This window comes from Hyphomonas sp. CACIAM 19H1 (genome assembly GCF_003325995.1).
Classification (GTDB): domain Bacteria; phylum Pseudomonadota; class Alphaproteobacteria; order Caulobacterales; family Hyphomonadaceae; genus Hyphomonas; species Hyphomonas polymorpha.
Genome location: NZ_CP016437.1, coordinates 1,119,006 through 1,145,474, shown reverse-complemented (window position 1 = coordinate 1,145,474; position 26,469 = coordinate 1,119,006). Strand labels below are relative to the sequence as shown.

The following is a 26,469-nucleotide window of genomic DNA, read 5'->3' as shown; positions in this document are numbered from 1 at the left end:
ACGGCGCAAAGTTTAACCTAATCCAGAGCGCCATGAAGATATCAGTGCTCAAAGAACGGCGACCCGGCGAGACCCGCGTGGCGGCAACTCCGGAGACAGTCAAGAAGCTAATTGGCCTGGGCCACACGGTCACGGTCGAGGGAGGAGCGGGAACCGTTGCCGGTTTCCTGGACGCAGCCTTTACCGAAGCAGGCGCCAGCATTGCTGGCTCGGCGGCTGAGGCGGCGAAGGGCGCAGACATTGTATTCAAGGTCCGCCGCCCGGAGCCTGGCGAGATCGGCGCCCTGCCCGATGGCGCCGCGCTGATCGCGCTGATGGAGCCCTTCGCCTACCCGGCCGAGGAGCTTGCGGCGCTGAACGCGAAGAAGATCGCGGCGCTCTCGATGGAGTTCACGCCCCGAATCACGCGCGCCCAGTCGATGGATGCGCTCTCGTCCCAGTCAAACCTGGCTGGCTACCGCGCCGTCATCGAAGGGGCGCAGATCTATGGCCGCGCCATGCCGATGATGATGACGGCGGCCGGCACGGTTGCCCCGGCGAAAGTCTTCATCATGGGCGCCGGTGTGGCCGGCCTCCAGGCCATCGCCACCGCCCGCCGCCTCGGCGCGGTCGTCACGGCAAACGATGTCCGCCCCGCCGCCAAGGAACAGGTCGCCTCGCTCGGCGCCAAGTTCATCGCGGTAGAGGATGACGAGTTCAAGGCGGCCGAAACCTCCGGCGGCTACGCCAAGGAAATGTCGCCGGAATACCAGGCGAAGCAGGCCGCACTGACCGCCAGCCACATCGCCAAGCAGGATATCGTCGTCACCACGGCGCTGATCCCCGGCCGCCCCGCGCCGGTGCTGATCACCGAAGAAATGGTGCGCTCGATGAAGCCCGGCTCGGTCATCGTCGACATGGCCGTCTCCCAGGGTGGCAACTGCCCGCTCTCGAAGGCCGATGAGATCGTCGATGTCGGCGGCGTGAAAGTGGCCGGTTTCTCAAACCTGCCCGCCCGCCTGCCGGCCGACGCCTCGTCTCTCTACGCCAAAAACCTGCTCGCCTTCCTTCCGCTGATCACAGCCGAAGGCGGCGCCCTCACCCTCGACACCGAGGATGAAGTCGTCGTCGCCATGCTGCTCACCCGGAACGGCGCAACCGTTAGCGAAAGGCTGAAGTGATGAAACGCGCTCTTGCCAGCTCCCTCGCCCTCGCCGCCTTCGCGCTCCCGGCCTTTGCCGATGCTGGCGGCATCAACTCCACCGTGTTCCTGGCGGCGATCTTCGCGCTCGCCTGTTTCGTCGGCTATTACGTCGTCTGGTCGGTTACCCCCGCGCTGCACACGCCGCTGATGGCCGTGACGAACGCGATTTCGTCCGTGATCGTCGTCGGCGCGCTCGTCGCTGCGGCCGCCCATGGCCTCTCCTCGGAAGGCTGGGTCGCCAAGATCCTCGGCGCCATCGCCGTCGCCCTTGCCAGCGTCAACATCTTCGGCGGCTTCCTGGTCACCCAGCGCATGCTCGCCATGTACAAGAAGAAGGGGAGCTGACCTATGGACCAGTTCCATTCCACCTGGGCGCCCCTGCTCTATCTCGTCTCGGGCATCCTTTTCATCCTCGCCCTGCGCGGCCTCTCCAGCCCGGCCACCAGCCAGAAGGGCAACCGCAACGGCATGATCGGCATGACCATTGCCGTTGCCACCACCATCATCCTGCTCTGGGATTCGCTGGATCCGGCCACCTGGGCCCTGATGATCGGCGCGGTCGCCATCGGCGGCACCATCGGCGCCATCATCGCGCGTAAAATTCCGATGACGGACATGCCCCAGCTCGTCGCGGCCTTCCACTCGCTCGTCGGCCTCGCCGCCGTGCTCGTGGCGTCCGCTGCGCTGTACGCCCCCGGCAGCTTCGGCATCCTCGGCGTTACCGGCATCAATCCCGTCTCGCTGATCGAACTCGGCCTCGGCTCGGCCATCGGCGCGCTGACCTTCACCGGCTCGGTCATCGCCTTCGCCAAACTCAACGGCAATATGAGCGGCGCGCCGATCCTGCTGCCCGCCCGCCACGTGCTGAACATCGCGCTCGCCGTCGGCATCATCGCCCTGACGGTGATACTCATCCAGTCCGGCGGCGCCGCCCATTGGGCCTTCTGGGGGCTGACGGCTCTGGCGCTGATCCTCGGCATCACGCTGATCATCCCGATTGGCGGGGCAGACATGCCCGTCGTCGTCTCGATGCTGAACTCCTATTCCGGCTGGGCCGCCGCCGCGCTGGGCTTCACGCTCGGCAACTTCGCGCTCATCATCACCGGCGCCCTCGTCGGCTCCTCCGGCGCGATCCTCTCTTACATCATGTGTAAGGGCATGAACCGCTCCTTCATCTCGGTCATCCTCGGCGGCTTCGGCGGCGAGGATGCGGCCGCTGCCGCAGGCGGCGCCCGTGTGGACCGTCCGTACAAGAAGGGCTCGGCAGACGACGCCGCCTTCATCATGAAGAACGCCTCCAAGGTCATCATCGTGCCGGGCTATGGCATGGCGGTCGCCCAGGCCCAGCACGCGCTGAAGGAAATGGCCGAAAAGCTGAAAGCCGAAGGCGTCGAAGTGAAATACGCCATCCACCCCGTCGCGGGCCGGATGCCGGGTCACATGAACGTGCTGCTGGCCGAAGCTCAGGTTCCGTATGATGAGGTTTTCGAACTCGAAGACATCAACTCGGAATTCTCCGCCTCGGACGTGGCCTTCGTCATCGGCGCGAACGACGTGACCAACCCGGCGGCAAAGACCGACAAGACCTCGCCGATCTATGGCATGCCCATCCTCGACGTGGAAAACGCCCGCACGGTGCTGTTCATCAAGCGCTCGATGGGCTCGGGCTATGCCGGCATCGAGAACGAGCTGTTCTTCCACGACAACACGATGATGCTCCTGGCCGACGCCAAGAAGATGGTCGAGGATATCGTCAAGGCGCTGTGATCCGGTTAATGCCGGTTGTTGCTTTCGTCACCCTCGATGCGCGCAAGCGCATCTGAGGGCCCATTTCCTGACCCGTCGAACCCGGCGATATCAGTGTGTCGTCATCCCGGAATTTGCGCAGCAAATGTCCGGGACCCAGCGCAAAGAAAGACTGGGTCCCGGTCTTCGCCTTTGGCGAAACCGGGATGACGACCCATAAATGTTACGCATGCGGAAAGTTGAGGAGATGGGCCCTCAGACCGGCTGCGCCGGTCGAGGGTGACGAAACGCAGAGAATTTCAAACGCTCGCCGAGCGTGCCCCAAACACCACGATCTTGTTCTCCACATCATGGCCAATATCCGCCCGGCCAAGATACGCAATGCCACTGCGCGCACACCAATGCCGCGCAATCTCTTCCTCGTCCTGCCCGAAATCGACATCGTTCACCGGAATAGGCCCGCACCGGCCCAGCCGGATGCCCGCCGCCGCGCGCACCGTCTCGCTGGAGGTCAGCGTGAACATCAGCCGGTCCAGCCGGTAATGATACTCGCCCACATCCTCGATCAGCAGCGTCACGCCCGAAAGGTCGGGCGCATGCACCGTCCCGATCAAACTTGCCAGCACACTGATATTATAGGCGGCATATTTCCCCGGCGCGCGCGTGCCCGGCTCCACGCCCGCCTCGCCGTCCGCCCCGCTCAGAAACCCGATCGCCCGGCGCACGGCCGCCTCGCCGCCCTCGCGCAGAATATCCGCCAGCATCGGCCCATGCGCCACCCGGCCAATCCCCTCCCGCGCCAGCCGCGCCAGCAGGAACCCAGTATCGCTATACCCCATATACGTCTTGCGCCGCGCCGCCTCCCCCAGCCGCTCAAATGCGGTCTCCAAGAGCCGGCAAGCCCCATACCCCCCCCGCGCAAACCAGATCGCATCAAGGCTGGGGTCGTTCGCAAACTCCACGAAGGCATCGGCGCGCGCGCTATCCGGCCCGGCGAAATGGCCGCCGCGGAGGAAACATTGGGGATGGAAGATGAGCTCCGCCGCGTCTCCCGCAAGAGCGGTCACGCGATCCGCAATGGACTGATCGAGAGCCCTCCCGGGGGCGACTATGCCGATGCGTATTTCTTTGCTTGTCATCTAATTCTCTTGGGTCAATCAGAACGCTCATATCGCAGGAATGCTATATCAGCATTTTCATGTGGCATGTGATTTCTGTGATAGGTGCGCACCTCAAGTGATAAGGCGAATTCGGAGACCTGCTTTCCAAGAGCCTCAGCAACTATCTCTAGCTTTTGACCTTCAATTTCATCTTGATCCGCCCACCCCCAATCAGCCATTCTTTTGAGGTAGATTTTGCAGTCGGGGACCACATCAACACGCCTCAATACTTCCAACATACACACGCCGGAAACAATTAAAGAGTCACTCGCTTTGTCTATCGCGGGCTGAAGCTGTTCGTACCGGATTGCTTCAACAAATACCCGCTGATCCGGAATCAAAAACGAGTCGAGGTCTAAGTGTTTAGCCCCAATTCTATTGGCCAAATTACTTGCCAATGTGGACTTACCAGAGCCATGCCATCCATCGATGGTGACAATGCACGTCCGTGCCACAACAGCTCGAAGGGTGCTTAAAAGCTCATCTATGTCTCGCACTTCAATCATATCGGACGTTCCCAATAGGCGCGCAACTCCCACAGTTCTGATGAATATACAAAGCTGCACAATCCACTACATTGAGTTTCAGATTTCATAGTTATGACTGAGCCTGCATGACTCACCCCACCTCCTACTTCTTCTGCGGCATTGGCGGCTCCGGCATGTTGCCTTTGGCCCTGATCCTGCTCGATCAGGGCCATATCATCGAGGGCTCTGACCGCTCGCTGGATCAGGGACGCACACCTGCGAAGTTTGACTATCTGCGGTCTCGCGGCATCCGCCTCTATCCGCAGGATGGCAGCGGGGTGACGCGGGCCGAGCAGGTCGTCGTCGCCTCGGCCGCCGTGGAAGACACCGTGCCCGATATTGCCGCCGCCCTGCGTGTCGGCGCGAAGCGGATGAGCCGGGCGCAGATGCTCTCGGCCCTCTTCAACGCCGCGCCCACAGCCATTGGCGTGGCGGGCACGAGCGGCAAATCCACCACCACCGGCATGATCGCCTGGATACTCCACACGCTGCGCAAAAGCCCCACCGTGATGAACGGCGCCGTGATGAAGAATTTCCAGACACCGGACGCCCTCTTCGCCAGCTCCCTCGTCGGCAACAGTGGCATCTTCGTTTCCGAGGTCGATGAAAGCGATGGCTCCATCGCCGGCTATAATCCGCGCGTCGCCGTCATCTCGAACATCTCGCTCGACCATAAATCGATGGACGAGCTGCGCGCGCTCTTTGGCGGCTTTGCATCCCGCGCCGAAACGGTCGTGCTGAACCTCGACAATGACGAAACCGCCCGCATGGCAGCGGATTTCCCCGAAGCGATCACCTACAGCCTCGAGAACCCCGCCGCCCGCCTCACGGCGCGCGACATTGCGCCCGCGCCCACCCATATCACTTTCTCCGTACACGACCAACAAAGCGGCGAGACCGCTTCCATCCGCCTCGCCACGCCGGGGCGCCACAACGCCTCCAATGCCCTCGCCGCCATTGCCGCCACCCTGGCCTGCGGCGTCACGCTGGCAGAGGCTGCCGAAGCGCTCGGCAGCTTCGCCGGCATCTCCCGCCGCTTCGATGTGATCGGCACGACAAGCGGCGTCACCGTGATTGATGATTTCGGCCACAACCCGGACAAGATCACCGCCACCCTGCGCACCGTGAACCAGTTCCCAGGCCGCGTCCTCGTGATGTTCCAGCCCCACGGCTTTGGCCCCCTGCGCAACATGCGCCGCGAATTTGCCGAATGCTTTGCGGAGAATCTGGACGCTGAAGACATCCTCCTGATGCCGGAGCCGGCTTACTTTGGCGGCACGGTAGACCGCTCGGTCGGCAGTCAGGATCTCGCCGCAGACATCCGCGCCCTTGGCCGCCAGGCCGAAGCACTGGGCGACCGCGCCGCCTGCGGCGCCCGCCTTCTGGAGCTGGCTGAACCCGGCGACCGTATCCTCGTCATGGGCGCGCGCGATGACACCCTCACCCTCTTCGCGCAGGAGCTTCTGGCCAGCCTCAAGGCGCGGCCGAAGGGGTGAAAAACTCCAACGCCGTTGGAGCTTTTGCCCCTCCGTTGGAGGAATGGTTGGAGTTTTTTTGGGGAGCTTTCGAGGGCGTTTTCAGCCCCCGCCGCCCTGCCCGATATAGCCGAGCGTCGTTGCCAGGCGGATGGTCTGCGAGCGCCCTGAAACGCCCAGCTTGCGGCTGGCATTGGTCATGTGGAAGCGCACCGTGGGGGCCGAAACGCCCATGATGGTGGCGATTTCAGCGTCCGTTTTCCCCGCCGCCGCCCATTTCAGGCACTGGGCTTCCCGGCGGGTAAACTCCACCAGTTCCGTCGCCGCCGCGGGCAACGCCGCGTCGCGATAAGCGGACAGGAAGCGCAGCGCCAGCAGGTAAAGCCTTGGCCCATGTGCCTTGAAAATACTGGGAATATCGGCTGATGCGTCATCCGTCGCCCAGACGACGGCGCCAATCACCCCCATCGGCGAATGGATCGGCGCAATGATCGCCCCCTGCACCCCGTAAGAGCCATAGGCCTCCGGATCGATGCGCTGGTTCACCCCCTCCAGCGCACGCACCTGCCGCCAGCTGTGCATCTTGCCCTGATGATAATAAAAGGGTTCTCCGCAGACGCGCACCACACGGATGATGCCCGCGCGCAGGGCAAAGGCCCGGTCTTTCCAATAGGCGAGGTTCGGGTCCACCCAGCGGAACACCGTCTCGGCCAGCGGCCGGCCATCATCGCCCACCACCGGCGAGGGGTCTGAAAGGTCGGCGCTGACAGCAATATAGGGCAGGCCGATGTCCCGCCCGGCCTGGTCGATCTCCCGCGCCAGGCGCATGACCTCGCCGAATGCCGGTTCGCGGCCGTCGCTGTCCATCAAAAGGGGCCCTATCAATTCCGTCAGCTTGCCTCGCGCTGACCCGCTTGCTCCAACTTCAGAAAGCCAGAGAAAAAGCCGGGAGGCGACGCAATGAACCTAGATCTGTCACCGCAGGATATCGAATTTCAGCAAGAAGTGCGAGCCTTCCTCAAGGACAAGCTGACCCCGGAACTGGCCGCTGCCGGGCGCTTGGCCACCAGCGTTTTCATCGAGCCGGAATTCACCCTGCCCTGGCAGCGCATTCTGCATGAACGCGGCTGGGTGGCGCCGCATTGGCCGAAGGAATATGGCGGCCCCGGCTGGAGCGAGATGCAGCGCTATATCTTCGCCAGCGAGTGCGCCCGCGCGGGCGCGCCGGGGCTGGCGCCGATGGGGCTGGGCATGGTGGGGCCGTGCATCATCGGTTACGGCACGCCGGAACAGAAAGCCCATTACCTGCCGCGGATTCTCTCGGGCGAGGACTATTGGTGCCAGGGCTATTCGGAGCCGGGCTCGGGCTCTGATCTGGCGTCGTTGCAGCTGCGGGCGGTGAGTGATGGCGACGATTACGTGCTGAATGGCACCAAGATCTGGACCACCCATGCCCATCACGCCAACAAGATGTTCTGTCTGGTGCGGACTGATCCTGAGGCCAAGCAACAGAAGGGCATCACCTTCCTGCTGCTGGACATGAACACGCCGGGAATCAAGGTCGCTCCGATCATCACGCTGGCGGGGGAGCATGAGCTGAACCAGGTGTTCTTCGATGATGTGCGGGTGCCCAAATCCGGCCGTCTGGGCGAGGAGAATGATGGCTGGTCGGTCGCAAAATATCTTTTGGAATTCGAGCGTTCGGGCGGCTCCTCCGCAGGGCTGGAGGCCGGGATCGCGCGGCTGCAACGCTATGTGACGGGGCTGGGCGAGGCAGACCTGATGCGGCGGGTGGCGGAGCTGTCCACCGGGCTGGAGGCGATCAAGGGCACAGAGCAGCGCATTCTCTCCGCCGTTTCCAGTGGCAAGCCGCCGGGGCCGGCCGCATCAATGCTTAAGATTCAACGCACTGAGCTGATGCAGGCAGTGGATGAGGTGGCCGTGATGGCCAATGGCCTCTATGCGGGCGTTCACCAGCTGGAGGCGGTCCACCCCCTTTCCAACACGCCGCCGGTTGGGCCTGCGGAGCTGGTGACGGCCATGCCCCGCTATCTCAATAACCGGGCCGGCTCGATCTATGGCGGGTCCAATGAGGTGCAGCGGGGGATCATCGCCAAGGGGGTGCTCGGACTTTAGGAGGGTGGCGTAATTTTTTTGCTGGAAGGCTACGAAGGGGCTGGTACGCCACAAAACCTTGTAAAAACAAGGAGTTTTTGCGACAATTCCGGTTATCCAGCGGACAGGACGCGGACACGGGCGGACACTTCCGGACATTTTCGGACAAATCCGGACAGCTTCGGCCACCCCCGTGACAGACAGGGCGCCTATTGATCGACGCGATACCCCCCGCGCCAGACTTCGGCGAGGGAGCGGGTGGCGCGGATGTCTACCGTTGGATCGGCCTCCAGCACCAGGAAGTCTGCCACGAAGCCAGGCGCAAGCTGGCCGCGATCAGAAAGCCCCATCAGGGCCGCGCCGTTTGCGGTGGCCGCCGCCAGCGCTTCTGTTGGTGTCATGCCGGCCAGTACGAGCAGCTCAAGCTCCCGGTGTTCGGCAAAGCCCGGGATGCGCAGCGCCGTAGCGCCGGAATCAGTGCCAAGGGCGACCTTCACCCCTGCAGCATGCAGACGCTGCAGATTGCGCAGATTGTTCATCACCGCCATCCGGGCGCTTCCGGCGCCGTCCAGCGCGCGCTGGCGCCAGGCCTCATCGCGCAGCTGGGCCTCCAGCTCTGGGCTGAGCGCGGCGAGGAAGAACGGATCTTCCAGCCATTCGGGGTGTTCGGCATAGATATAGTTGGCTTCGTCTATGTTGATCGTGGGGACGTACCAGACATCCTGTTCCAGCATCAGCGCGATGAGTTCCTGATCAACCGGTGCATCCCGCACACCATGGCCGACAATGTCCACACCGGCGCGGATGACGCCCTTGGCATCTTCCAGATCATGGATGTGGGCGGCGGCGCGCAGACCCTGGGCATGGGCCTCTGAAATGGCGGCGGCGTAGATCGCCTCCGGCATTTTCGGCACCTGGCCCCCCATCGGGTCTACCCAGATCTTGATGATGTCGACCCCGGCTTCCGCCGTTTCCCTGACGGCCGCGCGGGCCTCTTCCGGGGTGGCGGGCCGCATCGCCTGATCGGGCATCACGCCCATCCGGTCCATCGGCGGGGCGCCGTCCACCGCGCCGACACCGGCGCCGGCGCCGAAAAGGTCTGCGCCGTCATGACCCGGCCCGCGCAACTCCTTGCGCAGCTCATGGAACAGCGGGCGATTGAGCCCCAGGGCATTCACAGCCACCACGCCATAGCGCTGGAATTGCGCAAGATCGCGCTCCACGGTTTCGCGGCTATAGAAGCGCCCGCCATGTTCGGTGCCAGAAACGGTGCCAACATGGGAATGGGACGCAATCATGCCGGGCATGAGGAAGCGGTCACCATAGTCCAGTATCTCAGCCCCGGCCGGTGCCGCGATCTCCGACTGCGGACCAACCGCCTCGACGCGCCCTTCCCGCACCACGAGGCGGGCATCACGGATCACATCGCGACCATCAAATATGGCGCTGGCATCCACCACCAGCACATCGGTCTGCTGAGGCGCAACACAGGCGGCCAGCGCCGCCAGGGGCGCCATGACGGCAAGGACGGATTTCAGAACAAGCGAGCGGAGCATGTCGGGGCGATCCTTTCTCTGGGGCGACGCGACGGGCAAGGCCAGTTGAGACCGCGTCATCAGGGCGCCGGTTGGCGGCGGCGGGTGCGGTAAGGGAACAGGGATTCCCCTGGCTGACAACCGGCAGACCGGGATTAACCTCACTGCTCAACCCATTGTGAGGCGATCACGCGCAAGCTTGCTCACCGCAAGGGGAGATTTCCGGCGCGCGTCTTTGCGCCGATCAAAGCCTTGAATTTCTGGAGAAGATGGTGTGCCCAACAGGGTTCGAACCTGTGACCTACTGATTAAAAGTCAGTTGCTCTACCAGCTGAGCTATGGGCACGACCGACGGCCTCGAAAGACCGAAGCGGCCATTTAGGCCGGGAGTCGGGGCCGGTCAACACTTCCCTGCACGCAGAGGCTTGATGTGGCCATATTTTTCACATCTGATTGCCGGATGCGACACATTGCACTGCCTTTTCTGGCCGCCCTGATGCTCTCCGCCTGCGCGAGCGGGGCGCAAAATACCTCCGAAAGCGGCTCGATGAGCCGCACCCTCAGCACCGCCGCCGGGGATGCTGCCAGCCAGACCCGCGATGGTCTTGCGGGAGCCGCCTCCGCCCCGCTGGATGACTTCAACCTGCGCCGCCGCGAAATTCCACAGCTTCTGGCGGGCATGGCCTCACCCTATGGCCCGGAAGAAGAAATGACCTGCGCCGGAATCGCCATGGACATCATCGAACTGGACGCCGTGCTGGGCCGGGATTGGGACAGCGGCGCGCCGGACGCGCGGCTGAACAGCGAGATCCTGGCCGATGAGGCGGCCGATGCCGCACTGGATACGGTGCGCAATGTATCGACCGGGTGGATCCCCTTCCGGGGCCTGCTGCGCCAGGCAACCGGGGCGCAGAGCCATGAGAAGAAATACAATCAGGCCTTCAAGATCGGCGCGCAGCGGCGGGCCTATCTGAAGGGCTATGGCCAGGCGCTGGGCTGCCCGCCGCCAGCGCAGCCGGATTTCGGCGCGCTGCAGCTGCTCGAGAAAGACAGCAAGATTCAGTACAAGTAGGGGGCGCCAATGGGCTTCCCCTAACCCTCCGCTTTCGGTTTTGACTTTGTGCTTTCCCAGCGGGCGCTGAGCTCTGCGCGCAAGGCTTCGAAGCGGCCCTCGGCGATGGCCGCGCGCATCTCTGCCATCAGCGCCTGGAAGAAGGCGGTGTTGTGCCAGGAGAGCAGCATGGGGCCGAGATATTCGCCGGCCTTGAAGAGGTGGTGGAGATAGGCGCGGGTGTAATCGCGGCTCGCCGGGCAATCGACGGCTTCGTCGAGGGGCCCCATGTCTTCGGCGAATTTGGCGTTGTTGAGGTTGAGCGGGCCATCCCAGGTCCAGGCTTGGCCGTGGCGGCCGGAGCGGGTGGGCAGTACGCAGTCGAACATGTCGATGCCACGGGCAACGCTTTCCACGAGGTCGATGGGTTTGCCGACGCCCATGACATAGCGGGGCATGTGATCGGGAAGATGCGGCACGGTCATGTCGATGGTGGCGCACATCTGGGCGTGGCCTTCGCCGACGGCGAGGCCGCCCAGCGCGATGCCGCCGAAGCCCTGAGCCGCAACGCCTTTGGCAGAGCGTTCGCGCAGGTCCGGGAAGTTTGAGCCCTGGATGATGCCGAAGAGGGTTTGGCTGTCGCGGGCACCGAAGGCGTCGAGGCTGCGCTCGCCCCAGCGGAGGGAAAGCTCAAGGCTGCGAGCGGCTTCTTCATGCGTACACGGAAAATTCGTGCACTCATCAAGCTGCATGGAGATATCAGCGCCGAGGAGGTCTGCCTGGATCTCGATGGAGCGGGCGGGGGTGAGCCGGTGGGTGGAGCCGTCGATATGGCTCTGGAAGGTGACGCCGTCGCCGTCCATCTTGCGCAGCTGGGCGAGCGACCAGACCTGGAAGCCGCCAGAGTCGGTCAGCATCGGACCGCGCCAGCCGGAGAATTTGTGCAGGCCGCCGAGTTTCTTCACGCGCTCTGCGCCGGGGCGGAGCATCAGATGGTAAGTGTTGCCGAGGATGATGTCGGCCCCTGCGCCTTTGACCTGATCCATATAGAGCGCCTTGACCGTGCCAGCGGTGCCGACGGGCATGAAGGCGGGCGTGCGGATGTCGCCGCGCGGGGTTTTCAGGCGCCCGGTGCGCGCCTTGCCCTCGCGGACGCTGATTTCAAAGGGGAACGTGGTCATGGGCGGGCGTATAGGCGCGCGGGGGCGGGAAGCCAAGTGGGGAGGCTGCGCGGCAGGTTTGGGGGAGAGGGAGCAAGCCCGCTCTATCTTTCGACTTCGCTCAAGATGAGCTTCTGGAGGGTGCTGCCCTCACCTCCTATCGCTTTGCGATGGGCCCCTCCTCTCCCACTTCGCGGGAGAGGGGTTTGGCGTTGCGCTCCCCTTAACCCCTCTCCCTCTGGGAGAGGAGGGGCCCGCGCCCGAAGGGCGTGGGAGGTGAGGGCTGCGCGTTGGCGTTTGTTCCGGAAGTTCCAACCGCGCACCTCACCCCGTCATGAACACCTGCCAGGCGGCCATCAGCATGCCGAAGGCGCGCAGGTCGCCGGTGGTGGTGGGGGCCATCTTGTTCATCACGTAGGCGTAGGTGGCGTGTTGGTCCATGTCGATGACGGCGAGGGAGCCGCCATAGCCGCCCCAGAAGATGGTGTTGGGGTTGGGGAAATTCGCGACCCCGCCGGGCAGGCCAAAGCCGAGGCCGTAACGCACCGGGATGCCGAGGATCTTGTCATTGCCTTCGATCTGGAGTTCCAGCGCCTTGCGGCATCCGGCTTCGGACATGATCTGCTTGCCTCCCGCAAAGCCGCCATTGGCGAGGATGGTGTGGACGAGGGCGACCGAGCGGGCGTTGCCCGTGCCGCCGGCGGCGGGGATTTCGGCGGCGCGCCAGGCGCGGGTGCGCGTGTCCAGCGGGTTGATCGGCGGGTTGCTGGCCATGTTGGCGATGAGCGGATCTGCCGTGCCTTGCCCCAACGTGCCGGAGGCTGGCGGAGGCGTGAGATCGGCGACGCGGTGATCCTCCGTAGCCGGAAGGCCGATATGGAAGTCCGCGCCGAGAGGTTCGGCGATTTCCTTGCGGAAAACGGTGCCGACCGTTTCGCCCGCCACGCGGCGGATGACTTCGCCGACGAGATAGCCCTGCGTCATGGCGTGATAGCCGGGCGCGGTGCCGGGCGTCCAGTAAGGGGCCTGCGCAGCCAGGAGGCTGGTGGCCTTTTCCCAGTCGTAGAGGTCTTCGCGCACCAGCGGCTCTTTCCAGCCCGAGAGGCCGGCCGAGTGGCTCATCAGATGGGCGACGGTGACATCTGCCTTTCCGGCGGCGGCAAATTCGGGCCAGTATTTCGCGACGGGGTCTTCAAACTTCAGCGCGCCCTTGTCCGCCAGGTAAAGCGCGGTGAGCGCGGTCATCGTCTTGGTGGTCGAGTAGACGTTGACGATCGTGTCCTTCTGCCAGGGCCTGGTTTGGGCTTCGTCCGCATAGCCGCCGCAGATGTCTACCACAGGCTTGCCTTCCAGCGTCATGCAGAAGGCGGCGCCATTCTCGGCGCCATTTGCAAAGTTCTGCGCGAAAGCATCCCGGACGGCGGCGAAGCGCGGCTCCACATGCCCGTGGATTTCGGTCTGGCTCATTGGTTTCCCCCAAAAGGATTTGGCCCGGCCTTCTGGCGGGTCCGATTATTCCGGTTTGGGTAGGCCAGCTGTGGATAAGTGGCAAGCCTGACGCGGGGGCGATCAGAAGTCGATGCTGGCGCCGGCGAGTTCGGGCAGCTGCAGCACGATGACGAGATCGCGCAATTCCTGGCGGGCGGCCTTGTGGCTCATCGTGAAGGCGACGTTGGAGCCGGCTTCTGTGAGGTCCAAAAGCGTGAGACCGGCCGGGAAAAGCTCACGGTAGATCACGCGCTCGGAGAGGCCCGGCGCGAGACGGAAGCCGATGCGCTTGGAGAGGTTTTCCAGCGCGCCGCCGACGCGCTCCTTGTTCCGGGCCGCCAGCGGCGACATCCGGTTACGCATCACTACCCAATCAATCGGGCGGCGGCTGGTCTGGGCTTTGCGCTTGCGGCAGTCCCACACCATTTCGGAATAGAAGCTGGGGCGCAGGACCTCAAGCGTCTGCGGGTTCACGTCGCCCAGCAGGTCAAAATCGACGAAGCTGTCGTTGAGGGGCGTGATCAGCGTATCGGCGCTGCGATGGGCGATGCGGGAGAGGAAGGTGTCGCCGCCCGGCGCGTCGATCAGGATGAAGTCGCAGGTCTGTTTCAGGCGGGCGAGGCCGAATTCGAAGCGTTCGCGCTCCTCGGCCTCGGCGCGGTCAAGGTCGCGCTCCTGGCTGGCCTCGACGCGGACGATTTCCGGCATGACGAGTGTGGCGCCGGTGTTCTGGGCCCAGCGGACGCGGTTTTCGAGATAGCGGGTGAGCGAGCGCTGGCGGACATCAAGATCGATGACGCCGACCTTCTTGCCGGTGCGCAGCAGGGAGATGGACAGGTGGATGGAGACGGTGGACTTGCCCGCCCCGCCCTTTTCATTGCCGATCACAATGACACGCGCGTCCCGCGCAGGAGCCTCAAGACCCATACCCGGAACGCGACTGATATGAGCGACGCCGTCGGCGGGCATCCGGGGAACTCCACAATTCCTCCGGCGGATATCCGCCGGTCAAACGTACGTCAGGCGTGCTTAGGCTACGCGCTGCAGGACTTCGACGGGCAGCCCATGGCTGGCACCGGTCCGCGGCAGAGCGAATGTATGTTCGACAAAGAGGTCGTCGTCCTCGAAAGGAGCAACGTTGGTGAGCACCGGGATCGCCGCACGCTCTTCGTCGAAGAGCATTGGATCGATGGCGAGCGGAGCATCGGCCGGGGCGCTGTAAGCCATTTCGGCAGCTTCGGGAACGCGAGCGAGGCTGGACAGCACACCGCGAAGCGCCGAAAGAGCACCGGAGACGCGGGAATACTCCTGCTCCAGCATGTAGGCACCGGAGGCAAGGTTGGTCTCAGACCTCTCGAACATCCAGGCATCGTTCTCATCATCCGGGCGCAGGCTGCCCAGAATGGGTTCGGGGTGCCTTTCTGCGATGTTTCCCTTGCGAAGGCCAAGCGAAACAGCACCGAGAAGTGCGAGCGAGCGGAGAGTGGTTACGATGCGCTGGGTCATGTCTGTAAAATTCCCGCGTATGGGTTAACAACGCATTAACTTCATCTTGAAGCAGGGCATCTGGAAAGTGAATTCCACGAAAGAAAACTCGGTAGAGATCATCCGCACACGCAGCGAGCTGCAGGCGCGCGTCAGGGCATGGAAACAGGCGGGCGAAACCGTTGGTTTCGTGCCCACCATGGGCGCCCTGCATGAGGGGCATCTGTCGCTCATTGAAAAGGCTAAGGAAAAGGTGACGCGCACGGTAGCGAGCATTTTCGTCAACCCGGCGCAGTTCGCCCCAGGCGAGGATTTCGACACCTATCCGCGCCGCGAGGCCGAGGATATTGCCAAGCTGGCGAGCGTTAACTGCACGGCCGTTTATCTGCCTACTGTTGCAGAAATGTATCCCGAAGGATCGGTGACGAATGTGCGCGTCGAATCGATGTCGGACCTTCTGGACGGAATTTACCGGCCGCATTTCTTCTATGGCGTGGCCACGGTGGTGGCGCGCCTTTTCCTGCACGCGCAGCCGGATGTGGCCGTGTTCGGGGAGAAAGATTACCAGCAGCTGCAGGTGATCCGCCGGATGGTGCGCGATCTTGGCTTCCCCATCGAGATCATCGGCGGCGAGACGAAACGCGATGCCGATGGCCTCGCCCAGTCTTCCCGCAATCTGTACCTTTCCCCTGAGGAACGGCGCGCCGCTGGCGCGATCTTCGCCGCTATGCACCGGGCCTCCGTCCGCCTGGCGCTCGGCGCCCTGCCCTCAGAAGCCTTGAAGGAAGCCGAAGGCCATATTGTCACCGCCGGCTTCCGGAAGATCGACTATGTGACGCTGGTAGACCCGGCGACGCTTCAGGCGCTTCCTACCGATGAGCCGATGAAGGAAGGCGCGGCTGCACGCCTGCTGGCAGCGGCTTGGCTGGGCAAGACCCGCCTGATCGACAATATCAGCGTGACGCGGTGAAGGCGTTCATTGCGTCCAGGAAGCGCTGATTGTCCTCTGCGCTGCCGACGGAGATACGCAGCTTTGTCGGCAGGCCGTAGCCGCTGATGGCGCGAACGAGGATGTCGTTATCCTTGAGGTGCTGGTTGGCGGCGGCGGCACGCTCGGCAGAGCCAAACTCCGTAACGATGAAGTTGGCGTGCGAGGGCGGCGTGGGCAGGCCCATGGCATTGAGCGCATCGGTCATGATGGCACGCCATTTCGTGTTGTGGTCGCGGGACATCTTGAGGAAATCCTCGTCCCCCACGGAGGCGATGCCAGCCGCCGCCGCCATGGCGTTGACGTTGAACGGCCCCCGGATGCGCTGGTAGATCGCGGCGATGGCGGCGGGCATGTAGGCCCAGCCAAGACGCATGGCGGCCAGGCCATAGATCTTGGAGAAGGTGCGCATCATCACCGTGGTGTCGCGCCGGTCCACGAGGTCTCGCAGCTGCGCTTCATACTCGGGGCCGAGATATTCCGAATAGGCCCCGTCAATCACGAAGAGGACATGCGGGGGCAGCGCGTCCTGCAACGCTTTCAACTCGTCCACCGAGAGCATCGTGCCGGTCGGGTTATTTGGATTGGCGAGGAACAGGATTTTCGTGCGGGGGCTGACGGCGCCGAGGATGGCGTTGACGCCGGCGGTCATGTCCGTTTCCGGCACCGTGACGGAGGTGGCCCCGTGGGCGCCGGCAGAGACGCGGTACATCGAGAAAGCATGCTCGGTGAACAGAACTTCGTCCCCCGGCCCGGCATAGCACTGGGTCAGCAGGTGGATGATCTCGTCTGATCCGGCCGCCGTGACGACACGGGAGACATCGCCAATGCCCTTGGCCGCGGCGATCGCAGCACGCAGCGCGCCATAGTCAGGATCGGGGTAAACATGCGACCCGCCGACAACGGCCTTGGCCGCCTCGATGGCTTTCGGGCTTGGCCCGAAGGGATTTTCATTAGAGGCGAGCATCGCCACCGGCCCCTTGGCGCCATGCAGCTTGCCGCCCGGAACATAGGGTTTGGTGGCAGCAATGTGCGGGAGGGGCGCGATCTGGCTGATGGGCTTGTTCATGGGCACGGCGCTTACACGAAAGCCGGGGCCCGGGGAATGGGGGGCTCAGGCCCCGGGCGCTGCGGTGGTTTCGCGCACCACCAGCCGGTAAGGCAGGCACGCCCTTTGCGGCGCGTCGGACGCCCGTTTCTCCAGCAGCATCCCCACGGCGACCGAGGCCATTTCCCGGCTCGGCTGATAGATTGTGGTCAGCGCCGGATAGACGATGGAGGCGAGCGGGGTGTCGTCAAAGCCGACGACCGACAGCTGCTCGGGCACACGCAGGCCAGAGCGAAACGCCACCGCCAGCACGGCAGCGGCCATATCGTCGTTGCTGGCGAAGACGGCCGTAGGCCGGGGCGTGCGCGCGAGAATTTCTGCGGCGGCCCACAGGCCGGATTCGTAATCAAAGGTGCCGCGCGCGATGAGGGACTCGTCAACCGGAATGCCGGCTGTAGCAAGGCTGGCGCGGTAACCGGCTTCGCGTAGCTGGGCCTGGGGATGGCTCTGCGTGCCGGCAATGAAGCCAATGCGCCGGTGACCCAGCGCAAACAGATGCTCCATCACTTCGCGCGCGGCGGCCTCGTCATCCATGGTGATGTGGCCAACCTCCCCTTCCGCTTCGGTATGGGAGAGGCGCACAAAAGGTGTGTCAGAGGCAATCAGGCTGTCGATGAGCGCGCGGTCTTCGGTGAGGGGCGGCGTAAGGACCACACCGGCCAGCGCCGCACCGCCTCTTGGCGGGATGGTGCCATCCGGGCCTTCCTCCAGATGCTCGAAAGCAATGCTGAAGCCTTCGGCATTGCCGCGCTCCAGCGCGCCTATCTGGATTTCACCGATATAGTTCCGCGACGGGTTTGAATAGAACACGCCGATCAGGCGGCTCTGACCGGCGCGCAGGCTGCGGGCGTGCTGGTTGGTGCGATAGCCAAGCCTTGCCACCGCCTCCATGACCCGCGCGCGCGTTTCCCCGCGCACGTTCGGCTCACCATTCAGAACGCGGCTCACCGTCTTGAAGGAAACACCTGCTTCGCGGGCGACATCAACGATGGTCGCAGGGCGCCGGTCACTTGTGTCTATGGTATCCCCCTCGGCCCGATGCCGTTGCCAGATCAATGCTGCCGGGGATCATAGGACGCGAGCTGACCCTCGCGCAATGGCAGCAACGGCAGGCGCGACAATCACGGTTCGCGGCGGGCAGCCGCAGCCGGGAAAATATGCACATTCGAGAACACATCGCGCGGATGGACGAACTGTTCGCGGAACCACATCGCATCATCCTGCTCGAACCGTTTGCGGATCCAGTCGACGAACAGCTGGCCCTCCGGACGCCGGCGGAAGCGCTCAGTATAAGCTACCCAGAACTGGATGGGCGCGATCTCCGGCAGGTCGAGCGGAATGATCCGGTTGTCGATGGCGGCAACGAAGGACGGCAGGATGGCCACCCCGCCCCCGGCCGCGCAGGACTGGATCAGCGCGGTGCCGGAATTGGAGACGAAGGCATAATCGATCATCCGCCGCAGTTCGGACACCTTAGGCGCCCAGCGCTCCACCTGGTTCACATAGGAAGAGTGCATCAGGCAGCGATACTTGTAATATTCAAACAGGCTTTCTGGCGGTTTGCGCTCTCGGAAGTAATCGCGGGAGGCAAAGCCGATATAATGCTGCACGCCCAGCTTATGGTGGAGCAGTTCATGGCTTTTCGGCTCGGCAAAGTGCAGGGCGATGTCCGCCTCACCATTGGTGACGTCTGCCGGCTCGTCATTGACCAGCATCCGGATCTGGACCCGCGGGTTGTCGTTCTGGAACTCGTGGAGGCGCGGGGCCAGCCAGTAGGGCCCGATGCCGTCACCCGTTGACAGGACGATCCGCCCCTCGACCGGCGCGCGCTGGGCACCCGCCTGATCCTTGAGCGTGTTGGCCGCTTCGGCCATCTGGTGGGCGTAGCGCAGCACCACCTTCCCGGCCTCGGTCAGCTCCACCCCCCGCGTGGAGCGGATGAAAAGCTGCGTGCCGAGGGTGGTTTCCAGATCATCGATCTTGCGGCTGATGGTGGGCGGGGACTCCCCGAGCCGCGCCGCAGCACCGCTCATGCTGCAGAGTTCCGCCACGACGCGAAATACCCGCAAAGTATCCCAATCCAGCCGTTCAGTATTCATACGCAGCCACCTAGCCAATCGCAGAGCCCGAGAATAATCATAGCCGATAGCCTGCCTGTAATCTCCCTGCAATTGATTGAAGCAGCGCGCCCACATGACCTCTGGTTGATTAACGAGTACCGGAACTCGCCTCTTCCGAGGGCGTTGCAGGGCGGCCTCCCCAAAAAGATACTCTGCCCCTGGCGCAGGATAAGGCCTCTGGGCGCCGGCTTAGCCGAAGGCGTCATAGGGATGGTTGAGGGACAAGCTGATGCGATGAAGTAGCTGATCGATCCGGTCCAACGGTGCAATGATGCTGGCATGGATGTGATCATAGCCATACTGCGCCGATCCGGCCTCCGCCCCGCCCGCTTCAGTGACGGACGACAGGCGTGTCAGCTGGTCCTGCGAGGGGGGAAAGATACGCCCCAGCAGATCGACGCATTCGCCAATCCGCAGGCTGGTGACGAGGCGGATGATGTCGCGCAGGCTGGTGTCGTGACGCTCCGAGATACGCGGCAGGCGCCCGACGAGAGAAAACGCATGCATCATCAGCGCCTGACGGATGCCATGGACGACATGCAGATTGATACGGTCTTCATGGCGCGTGACCGTTGAGGGGGCTTCATCGAGGCGGGCGAGCAGACGATCAAACCGGTCAAGATCGATGGCGAGGAGGTTTGCGGTCCGGTTGACCGACAGGGCGGTCTCCCCGTCGCGCAGGGCATAATAGACGCCGCGATAGGCCGATGTGGTTTCCGGCGTGGAGGCGCGGGCATGGGCAATCCAGACATCGGGATTATAGACCGACGCATAGCCGCGCAGCACGGGCAGGCTGCTGAGCAGCCGGGCGCGCCATGCCAGCTGGACAAGGCTGCGCATCCGGGGGCTGGTATTGACGAGATCGACCAGCCGGTCTGTTTCCCGCTGCAGGGAGGAGCCGATACCGGAGGCTGTATTCACAGGGATGCCAAGCTGCTGGAGCTCTGCATTGTGAGAGATCGCACGCAGGGCGCGCGGCCCGGCAGCCCCTGAGGGACGCCGCGTCTGGCGCGAGCCTGCGGTGACGACAAAGCCGGGCGCAAAATCAGTCAGCAGACGGCCATAATCGGGATTGGCAAAGAAACGCTCATGCCAGGCACGCAGGGCGCGGTAAAAATCCCAGACCAGATCTGTCCGGGTATAGAACGGATCGGCTGCAGCACTTTCCGGCGGCGGCGCGAGCAGATGGGCGCACCAGTGCGCGAGCGTCGTTTCGGCAAGTTCGGGGGTTGCGAAATGGAGATATCCATCGCCGCCCTGGAAACTTGACTCGTGAATGATCCGCACACCCAGCATGTGCGCTCTGGTGCGTGTCCAGGGGGTGAGCAGGTGATCGAAGCGCTGCTCGAAGCTGCCCGGCCAGGCCCCGCGGCCCATGGACTCCCCATGCGTGTTGAAGATGAGAAGACCCGCGCCGGGCACACGCGGCGCCAGGGCGCGCAGGATCAGATTGTGGATACGCTCAATTGCCATATTGCCGGCAATCTGGCCGATGAAGCGCCCGGAATCGGAAAAGCCAAGCTGGATCGCAAGATGCCCCCGGCGGCGGACATAGGCGGCAAATTCAGGCTCATCGAGCAGCCGCTCAATGAAACGACCGCCGGTTTCCAGCGCTTCGGGCGTCTCAAACAGAGGTGAAATGTCGAGTTTTCCGTTCACGCCGTAATGACGGGCGAGATAGAGGGCCGCCATGACGGTGGCAGGGTTCTCGCTCTCCGCAATGAGGAAGCGGATCGGCGAACCCGCATCAATATGCTTGAGGATCTGCGCGCACATCATGAACTGGCGGCGCGCGGTGGACTGTTCAAGGAACAGATCTGCGAAGTTGACGTCCACCGGCCTGGGCGCAGCGGCGCGGCGCGAAAGCTCTGCCAGCGCCAGCCGGCCGAGGCTGCGTTCGTCCGCATCAAGATTGAGTTCGCGGCTGATGACCGTGGCAATCTGGGCAGCATTGACCCGCAGATGGATGCGGCCCGTCCCAAGCTGCTGGCTCTCGACCTGGGCTCGCAGGATCAGAAGGTCCCGGGCCAGATCGCCTGCCCCGTCCGATGCCGCCAGGGCGTCATCCAGCGCCGCGACGATCTCGGCCGCATCCGTGAGCCGGCCAGGGCCTTCGGCAGTCAGACGATTAGCCGCGGCAACCAGATGTTCCGGGTTCTGAAGGTCTCCGCTGAACATGGCCGCCTGAAGCGCGGTTTCACTTGCGGCAAGATCAAGCCGCTCCAGCAAGGCGGCGAGACCAGTGGCGGCGGGATGGGCCTCCAGGATCGCCTGCACGCGGGCGTGGTAGCGCCGGATCTGATCGGCCTTTTCGTTCAGACGAAAAGTAATCGAATGCGACCAATGGATATCGGTCCGGCCATCAAGATCATACCCGACCCAGCTTGCGATGGTTGGCAGGACCGGCCGGAGCTGTTTCCAGCTTTCGGGGAAATGCGCCCGCGCGACATCGTAGACGAGCGCGGCAAACCGCTGCTGAGCGTCCGCCGCGTTGAGAAGAGCCATCTGCGCCTCGTCATGCTCGCTGGCCAGGGTGATTGACCGGTTCCAGCCGCGCGCATCGGCCTGCAACGCCTTCTCCAGCGCCGCGCGCGCCCGCTTGCCAGGCTTGACCGCTTCTCCGGCAATCGCAGCGCGAAGCTCGGGCGAGAGCACGAAAGTCGGATGGGCGGTGAAGACAATGCCCCCGCGCGCCTGTTCGATCTCCGCCCGAAAAGCTTCAAAGCCCTGACCCGCAAGAGCGTCCAGTCTCGACCTGACCGGCGCCCAGGCTTTCTCGGGCCGGGCGCCCGCGTGACGTTCCCGCAGACGCTCGGCACGTTGGCTGACCAGGAGAAGATGCGTTTCATCAATCAGGCCGCCAACCTCGTCCAGGCTGGTTTCGCCCTGCTCGATGTTTTGAAACAGGGTCTGCGCAAGGGCGAAGACCGAATTGGTCATCGGATCTTCGGCAATCCGCTCTGCCTGCAGGCGCAGGTATTCTCCGGCGGCCGAGAGGGTCGGCTCGATACGTGTCGTCTTCATGTCTCTGGTCCAGCCTTCAGGGATTGACCTTGGGGAATATGCCCTTGTTAACGCCCCAGTCGCGCAGAAGCGAGGGCCAAGACCGCAGCGGCGTATCCTCGATGCCGCGCAGGCCGAAGCCGTGGCCACCTGCCTCGAAGATATGCAGGGCGACCGGCACGCCCGCCCGGCGGAGAGCGGCATGGAGGATCAGTGCGTTTTCCACAGGCACGGCGGCGTCATCGGCAGCATGCATCAGGAAGACCGGGGGCATGTCTGGCCGCGCCATCGTCTCGAGTGACCAGGCGGCGGCCGCGTCTTCGGGGGGATGCGGGCCCAACAGGTTCTGCCGCGACCCGGCATGAGCGAAAGGGTCTGCCATCGTCGCGACCGGATAGATCAGCGCGGCCGCATCCGGCCGCGCCGAGAGAGCGTCTGCGGCGTCCAGCGGGACGTAAACCGGGTCGAACTTCATCGCCAGCGTGCCGGCGAGATGTCCGCCCGCGGAGAATCCCATGACCATCTCGCGAGCCGGGGCGATACCGTCTGTGGCGGCGCGGGCGCGGATGAGGCGGATGGCGCGCTGGGCATCCTGAAGCGGCGCCTGCGGCCCGGCCTGCCAGCCCTGATGCGGGAGGCGGTATCGCAGAACATAGACGGTGGCGCCCTGCCCGGCGAAATGGCGTGCGCCCTCAAAGCCTTCCTTGTCGATCACCACCCATTTGTAGCCGCCTCCGGGGATGATGAGGATGGCCGAGCCATCCGCGCGAACCGGGCGGAACACAGAGAGGCTGGGCGCGGTGACATCATGGGCCGCGCGGTCTGTGAGGCCGAAGGGGTTGTCGCGGTGGACGATCTGCTCCTGCAGGCCTTCCGGCAGACCGCCCGGGGGACCTTCCGGCCACAGAAGGATGGTTTCGTCAGCTTCAATCGTGGCAGGGCGCGCGGCGGGCGCTGCAGAGACGCCGGCCGCGACAGCAAGCGCCGCAAAGGCCGCCAGCAGGATGCGCCGGGAAAGCATGGCTAGCCTCCCGGAGGATAGGCGATGATCAGAACGAGAGGCTCTGGCCCGGTCTGGCGGATGCCAACCTGCGCGCCGGTATAGAGATAAGCGGCCATGCCTGCCGTGAGTGTTTGTTCCTCGCCGTCGGAATGGACAACGCCCTCGCCGGAGAGGACGTAATAGATCTCGTCATGATTGATCGGGTGGATGCCGATCGCGCTGCCAGGGTGGAGCGCCCGTTTGCGGAACTCGAAGGCGCGGACGGGCACGGCGTCGGATATACGCCAGGCGGTGCTCATGCCGATGCGGCCATGCGGCGGGGGTTCGTCCACCTTCACATCTTCTTCCGAGATGATGACCATGGCCGGCGCTGGGGCGGGCTGCGGTGCCGGCGCGGGCGTTGCACAGGCAGACAGAAAGGCAAGGAGAGGCAATCCTGTCAGTAGCCGGATCATGCGCCTGACCTCCTATTTGAACATCTGTGGCAGGGAGAGCGACAGCGCCGGGATATAGGTGATGAGCACCAGCGACACGATGAGCGCCAGATAGAACGGCCATATCGTTTTGACCGCATCTTCCACCTTGATGCCGCCCACCGCAGCACCGACGAACAGCACCGAGCCGACCGGGGGCGTGACGAGCCCGATGCCGAGGTTCAGCATCATGATGATGCCGAAATGGACCGGATCGACCCCCACCTCCATCACCACAGGCAAGAGGATCGGCGTGGTGATGACGATCAGCGGTGACATATCCATGAACGTGCCCAGAACCAGCAGCGTTATGTTGATGATGAGCAGGATGGCGAGGGGATTGCGCGTGATCGAGGTGATGAGTTCTGCGAGCTGGGCAGGCGCCTCCAGCACGGCGAGCGCATAGCCGAAGGCGGTGGCCGCCCCGATGATGAGCAGCACCATGGCGGTGACCTTCACCGATTGCTGGGCCGCGTCCACGAAGCGGGACCAGCCCAGCGAGCGATAGACAAAAGCGCCGACGAGCACCGTGTAGATGACCGCAATGGCGGAAGATTCAGTGGCGGTGAAAATGCCCGAGAGGATGCCGCCCATGATGATGACAGCCGCCATCAGGCCCGGCACCGCAATCAGGATGGCGCGCACGAAGCTGGCCCAGCCGGGGAATTGCCCGCTGGGATAGCCCCGGCGGACAGCCACGAGCCAGGTGACCGCCATCAGGATTGCCGCTGTGACGATGCCCGGCACGACGCCGGCCAGGAACAGATCTCCGATCGGCACGCCGATACCGGAAGCGGCCGAGTAGATGATCATATTGTGCGACGGCGGAATAAGCAGGCCAACGATGGCGGCTGAAACGGTGACGTTGACGGCGTAGTCTGCGCCATAGCCCTTCTGCTTCATCAGCGGCATGAGCGTTGATCCCATCGCCGAGGCGCTGGCGATGGCCGAGCCGGATACCGCGCCGAACATGGTGGAGGCGCCGACATTGACGAGACCAAGGCCCCCGCGCGTGCGCCCGAGCATGGCCTCGGCGACTTCAACGAGGCGCTGGGCTATGCCGGAGCGATACATCAGATCCCCCGCAAAGATGAAAAAGGGAATGGCCATCAGGGAAAAGACGCTGACGCCGCCCGCCAGGCGCTGGAACACGACCACGAGCGGAATATCCATCACCAGGAATGTCGCGATCGACGCGCCCAGCAGCGAAAAGGCCACCGGCACGCCAAGGGCAAGCAGGAGGACGAGCACACCCATGAGAATGAGCAGTTCCATCAGGGGGCGTCCTTGTCCGAAATTGTTTCTGGCGCGCGAAATCCGAGGCGCTCGAGCACTTGCTCGAAAGCGAACAGGGCCATCAGCGCGCCGGAGATCGGGAGGGCGAGATAGGTGAGGCCGCGCGGGATACCGAGGGAGGGGACGACATGGCTCCAGGTGCGCAGGACAAGCTCTCCGCCCCAGACGAACATGGCCACGCCGCAGAGGCCGATAAGCGAGTTGGAGACGACCTGCATCCCCCTGCGCAGGCCGGGCGAGACGGCATCTTCGAGCGCCACGATGCGGATGTGAAAGCCCTGGCGGACGCCGGCTGCCGCAGCGAGGGAGACATACCAGATCATCAGGGTGAGCGCGGCCTGCTCTGACCAGGAAGGCGTGGAGTTGAGCACATAGCGGCCGAAAACCTGCCAGCCGACGATGACCGTCATCAGCACGAGGCCGAATGCGGCGGCCTTGAGGAGCATGTCTGCGGCGATGCGTGTGACGGTTGACAGTATGCGGATCATTCGCCCTCCCCCATCGCTTCGATCTGGGAGACGAGGCGCTGGGCCTGATCCGACACGATGTAGCGATCCCAGACCGGGCGCATGACCGCAGCAAAGGCGTCCTTGTCCTCGACCTCGTTGACCTCGATGCCCGAGGCCATCAGGCGCGCGCGGGACTCCTCCACGCGCTGATCCCACAGCGTGCGCATATAGGGCACGGACGCCTTGGCGGCTTGGCGCACAAGTGCGCGGTCTGCCTCGTCCAGCTTGTCCCAGCGGGATTTCGACATGACGAGAACTTCCGGCGCAATGACATGCTGGGTAAGGCTGTAATATCTGGCGGCCTCGAAATGGCGGCCGCTTTCATAGGAGGGCCAGTTGTTCTCCGCGCCATCGATGACGCCCTGCACGAGCGCCTGATAGACTTCGGCGATGCTCATCGGTGTCGCGTCAGCGCCGAGCGCGCGGATCATCGAGACGTAGAGGTCTGATCCTGGCACACGTATCTTCAGGCCGCGCATGTCTGCCGGTGTGCGAATGGGGCGGCGGGTGTTGTAGAAGTTGCGGTCGCCGCTGTCATAGAAGCAGAGGCCGATGAGGCCATGGGGCTCCAGCGAGGCAAGGATTTCGTCGCCGATGGCACTGTCGAGCGCGCGGCGCATATGGGCGTTGGACTTGAACAGGAAGGGCAGCGCAGGCAGCGTCGTCAGCGGCTCTATGGAGTTGAGCGGGGCAAGGTTCACGCGGTTAAGATCGAGGCCGCCGAAGACGGTGATCTCGAGCGTATCCTGCTCCGAACCAAGCTGGCCGCCGGCATAGATCTTGATGCCGAGCCGCCCGTCTGTGCCCACATTGAGAAGACGGCCCATTTCCTTGACCGCCTGAACAGTGGGATATTCTTCCGGGTGCGTATCAGTTGAAAGGAAATCCCGGCCCGACCGGACGCCGCAAGCGCTGAGACCGGCCCCAGCCGCGCCAGCCACCAGCACAAGCCGGCGGCTGATGCCTTTTGCAGCCGCCGAAGCTGGCACATCCGCTGAAGCTGGCTTCCTCATGCCTGTTTCCATGCCCCCGTTGGGCGCCGGG

At 63.9% G+C, this 26,469-nt stretch carries 24 protein-coding genes and 1 tRNA gene; 7 read left to right on the top strand and 18 right to left on the bottom strand.

All coding sequences use genetic code 11. The features are described 5' to 3' along the window. Positions 1-32 precede the first annotated feature (32 nt). Genes BBF93_RS05505 through BBF93_RS05495 form a run of 3 tightly spaced genes read left to right on the top strand, consistent with a single transcriptional unit; the run spans position 33 to position 2,950 of the window. The gene (locus BBF93_RS05505) at positions 33-1,160 is read left to right on the top strand and encodes a Re/Si-specific NAD(P)(+) transhydrogenase subunit alpha (RefSeq protein ID WP_114105257.1); all 1,128 of its coding nucleotides are present in this window, start codon (positions 33-35) and stop codon (positions 1,158-1,160) included. Further along, positions 1,157-1,528 (top strand): proton-translocating transhydrogenase family protein, encoded by a 372-nt coding sequence (locus BBF93_RS05500; RefSeq protein WP_370454411.1) that lies wholly within the window; start codon positions 1,157-1,159, stop codon positions 1,526-1,528. Before BBF93_RS05505 ends, BBF93_RS05500 begins: the two co-directional genes overlap by 4 nt. A 3-nt stretch (positions 1,529-1,531) precedes the next feature. Continuing rightward, positions 1,532-2,950 (top strand): NAD(P)(+) transhydrogenase (Re/Si-specific) subunit beta, encoded by a 1,419-nt coding sequence (locus tag BBF93_RS05495; RefSeq protein WP_114105256.1) that lies wholly within the window; start codon positions 1,532-1,534, stop codon positions 2,948-2,950. Between the two features lie 278 nt (positions 2,951-3,228). Here BBF93_RS05495 and BBF93_RS05490 read toward each other — a convergent pair whose 3' ends face one another. Then, the gene (locus tag BBF93_RS05490) at positions 3,229-4,068 is read right to left on the bottom strand and encodes an LD-carboxypeptidase (protein ID WP_114105255.1); all 840 of its coding nucleotides are present in this window, start codon (positions 4,066-4,068) and stop codon (positions 3,229-3,231) included. A 14-nt stretch (positions 4,069-4,082) separates the two neighbouring features. Continuing rightward, on the bottom strand, positions 4,083-4,595 hold the full coding sequence (locus BBF93_RS05485; protein ID WP_035594392.1) for a (d)CMP kinase: 513 nt from the start codon (positions 4,593-4,595) through the stop codon (positions 4,083-4,085). Between the two features lie 107 nt (positions 4,596-4,702). Between BBF93_RS05485 and murC the strand changes: the two genes are divergently transcribed. Next, positions 4,703-6,112: a UDP-N-acetylmuramate--L-alanine ligase gene (gene murC, locus BBF93_RS05480; protein ID WP_035594390.1), complete on the top strand. Its 1,410-nt coding sequence runs from the start codon at positions 4,703-4,705 to the stop codon at positions 6,110-6,112. Between the two features lie 81 nt (positions 6,113-6,193). Here the strand turns inward: murC and BBF93_RS05475 are convergent, their stop codons facing one another. Beyond that, on the bottom strand, positions 6,194-6,958 hold the full coding sequence (locus BBF93_RS05475; RefSeq protein ID WP_035594388.1) for a LuxR C-terminal-related transcriptional regulator: 765 nt from the start codon (positions 6,956-6,958) through the stop codon (positions 6,194-6,196). A gap of 93 nt (positions 6,959-7,051) precedes the next feature. On the opposite strand from BBF93_RS05475, the gene BBF93_RS05470 reads away from it, so the two are divergent. Continuing rightward, entirely contained in the window at positions 7,052-8,227 is a 1,176-nt protein-coding gene (locus BBF93_RS05470; protein WP_035594386.1) for an acyl-CoA dehydrogenase family protein, read from the top strand. A gap of 188 nt (positions 8,228-8,415) precedes the next feature. Here the strand turns inward: BBF93_RS05470 and BBF93_RS05465 are convergent, their stop codons facing one another. Together BBF93_RS05465 and BBF93_RS05460 are read right to left on the bottom strand one after the other, a co-directional pair. Continuing rightward, on the bottom strand, positions 8,416-9,762 hold the full coding sequence (locus tag BBF93_RS05465; RefSeq protein WP_035594384.1) for an amidohydrolase family protein: 1,347 nt from the start codon (positions 9,760-9,762) through the stop codon (positions 8,416-8,418). Positions 9,763-10,011: 249 nt separating this feature from the next. After that, positions 10,012-10,087, bottom strand: a tRNA-Lys gene (locus BBF93_RS05460). Between the two features lie 114 nt (positions 10,088-10,201). Here BBF93_RS05460 and BBF93_RS05455 point away from each other — a divergent pair. Further along, complete coding sequence (locus BBF93_RS05455) at positions 10,202-10,813, top strand: hypothetical protein (RefSeq protein WP_035594777.1); 612 nt, start codon at positions 10,202-10,204, stop codon at positions 10,811-10,813. Positions 10,814-10,833: 20 nt separating this feature from the next. Here the strand turns inward: BBF93_RS05455 and tgt are convergent, their stop codons facing one another. The 4 genes from tgt to BBF93_RS05435 all read right to left on the bottom strand — a co-directional run bounded on the left by tgt (position 10,834) and on the right by BBF93_RS05435 (position 14,946). Next, complete coding sequence (gene tgt / locus BBF93_RS05450; protein WP_114105253.1) at positions 10,834-11,973, bottom strand: tRNA guanosine(34) transglycosylase Tgt; 1,140 nt, start codon at positions 11,971-11,973, stop codon at positions 10,834-10,836. A 303-nt stretch (positions 11,974-12,276) separates the two neighbouring features. After that, the gene (locus tag BBF93_RS05445; protein WP_114105252.1) at positions 12,277-13,419 is read right to left on the bottom strand and encodes a serine hydrolase; all 1,143 of its coding nucleotides are present in this window, start codon (positions 13,417-13,419) and stop codon (positions 12,277-12,279) included. 102 nt (positions 13,420-13,521) lie between these two features. Next, on the bottom strand, positions 13,522-14,409 hold the full coding sequence (locus BBF93_RS05440; protein ID WP_084324125.1) for a division plane positioning ATPase MipZ: 888 nt from the start codon (positions 14,407-14,409) through the stop codon (positions 13,522-13,524). Positions 14,410-14,469: 60 nt separating this feature from the next. Next, a complete protein-coding gene (locus BBF93_RS05435) occupies positions 14,470-14,946 on the bottom strand; it encodes a hypothetical protein (RefSeq protein WP_114105251.1) in 477 nt (158 codons plus the stop codon). Between the two features lie 67 nt (positions 14,947-15,013). On the opposite strand from BBF93_RS05435, the gene panC reads away from it, so the two are divergent. After that, positions 15,014-15,895: a pantoate--beta-alanine ligase gene (panC, locus tag BBF93_RS05430; protein WP_114107006.1), complete on the top strand. Its 882-nt coding sequence runs from the start codon at positions 15,014-15,016 to the stop codon at positions 15,893-15,895. On the opposite strand, the gene hisC is transcribed toward panC, so the two are convergent. The 9 genes from hisC to BBF93_RS05385 all read right to left on the bottom strand — a co-directional run bounded on the left by hisC (position 15,879) and on the right by BBF93_RS05385 (position 26,438). Beyond that, positions 15,879-16,982: a histidinol-phosphate transaminase gene (gene hisC, locus BBF93_RS05425; protein WP_114105250.1), complete on the bottom strand. Its 1,104-nt coding sequence runs from the start codon at positions 16,980-16,982 to the stop codon at positions 15,879-15,881. The genes panC and hisC overlap by 17 nt on opposite strands. 45 nt (positions 16,983-17,027) lie before the next feature. Next, positions 17,028-18,077: a LacI family DNA-binding transcriptional regulator gene (locus BBF93_RS05420; protein ID WP_084324124.1), complete on the bottom strand. Its 1,050-nt coding sequence runs from the start codon at positions 18,075-18,077 to the stop codon at positions 17,028-17,030. 65 nt (positions 18,078-18,142) lie between these two features. Next, positions 18,143-19,120 (bottom strand): LysR family transcriptional regulator, encoded by a 978-nt coding sequence (locus BBF93_RS05415; RefSeq protein WP_162173996.1) that lies wholly within the window; start codon positions 19,118-19,120, stop codon positions 18,143-18,145. A gap of 210 nt (positions 19,121-19,330) precedes the next feature. Continuing rightward, entirely contained in the window at positions 19,331-22,165 is a 2,835-nt protein-coding gene (locus tag BBF93_RS05410) for a phosphoenolpyruvate carboxylase (protein WP_114105249.1), read from the bottom strand. Between the two features lie 16 nt (positions 22,166-22,181). After that, positions 22,182-23,165 carry an alpha/beta hydrolase gene (locus tag BBF93_RS05405; RefSeq protein ID WP_114105248.1) on the bottom strand — a complete coding sequence of 328 codons (984 nt, stop codon included), beginning with the start codon at positions 23,163-23,165 and terminating at the stop codon, positions 22,182-22,184. A 2-nt stretch (positions 23,166-23,167) separates the two neighbouring features. Then, on the bottom strand, positions 23,168-23,509 hold the full coding sequence (locus tag BBF93_RS05400) for a cupin domain-containing protein (RefSeq protein WP_114107005.1): 342 nt from the start codon (positions 23,507-23,509) through the stop codon (positions 23,168-23,170). Positions 23,510-23,614: 105 nt separating this feature from the next. Then, on the bottom strand, positions 23,615-24,895 hold the full coding sequence (locus BBF93_RS05395) for a TRAP transporter large permease (protein WP_114105247.1): 1,281 nt from the start codon (positions 24,893-24,895) through the stop codon (positions 23,615-23,617). Then, positions 24,895-25,404 carry a TRAP transporter small permease gene (locus BBF93_RS05390; protein ID WP_035594362.1) on the bottom strand — a complete coding sequence of 170 codons (510 nt, stop codon included), beginning with the start codon at positions 25,402-25,404 and terminating at the stop codon, positions 24,895-24,897. The genes BBF93_RS05395 and BBF93_RS05390 overlap by 1 nt, the downstream gene beginning before the upstream one ends. Then, the gene (locus BBF93_RS05385; RefSeq protein ID WP_051612216.1) at positions 25,401-26,438 is read right to left on the bottom strand and encodes a TRAP transporter substrate-binding protein; all 1,038 of its coding nucleotides are present in this window, start codon (positions 26,436-26,438) and stop codon (positions 25,401-25,403) included. Before BBF93_RS05385 ends, BBF93_RS05390 begins: the two co-directional genes overlap by 4 nt. Positions 26,439-26,469: the final 31 nt, after the last annotated feature.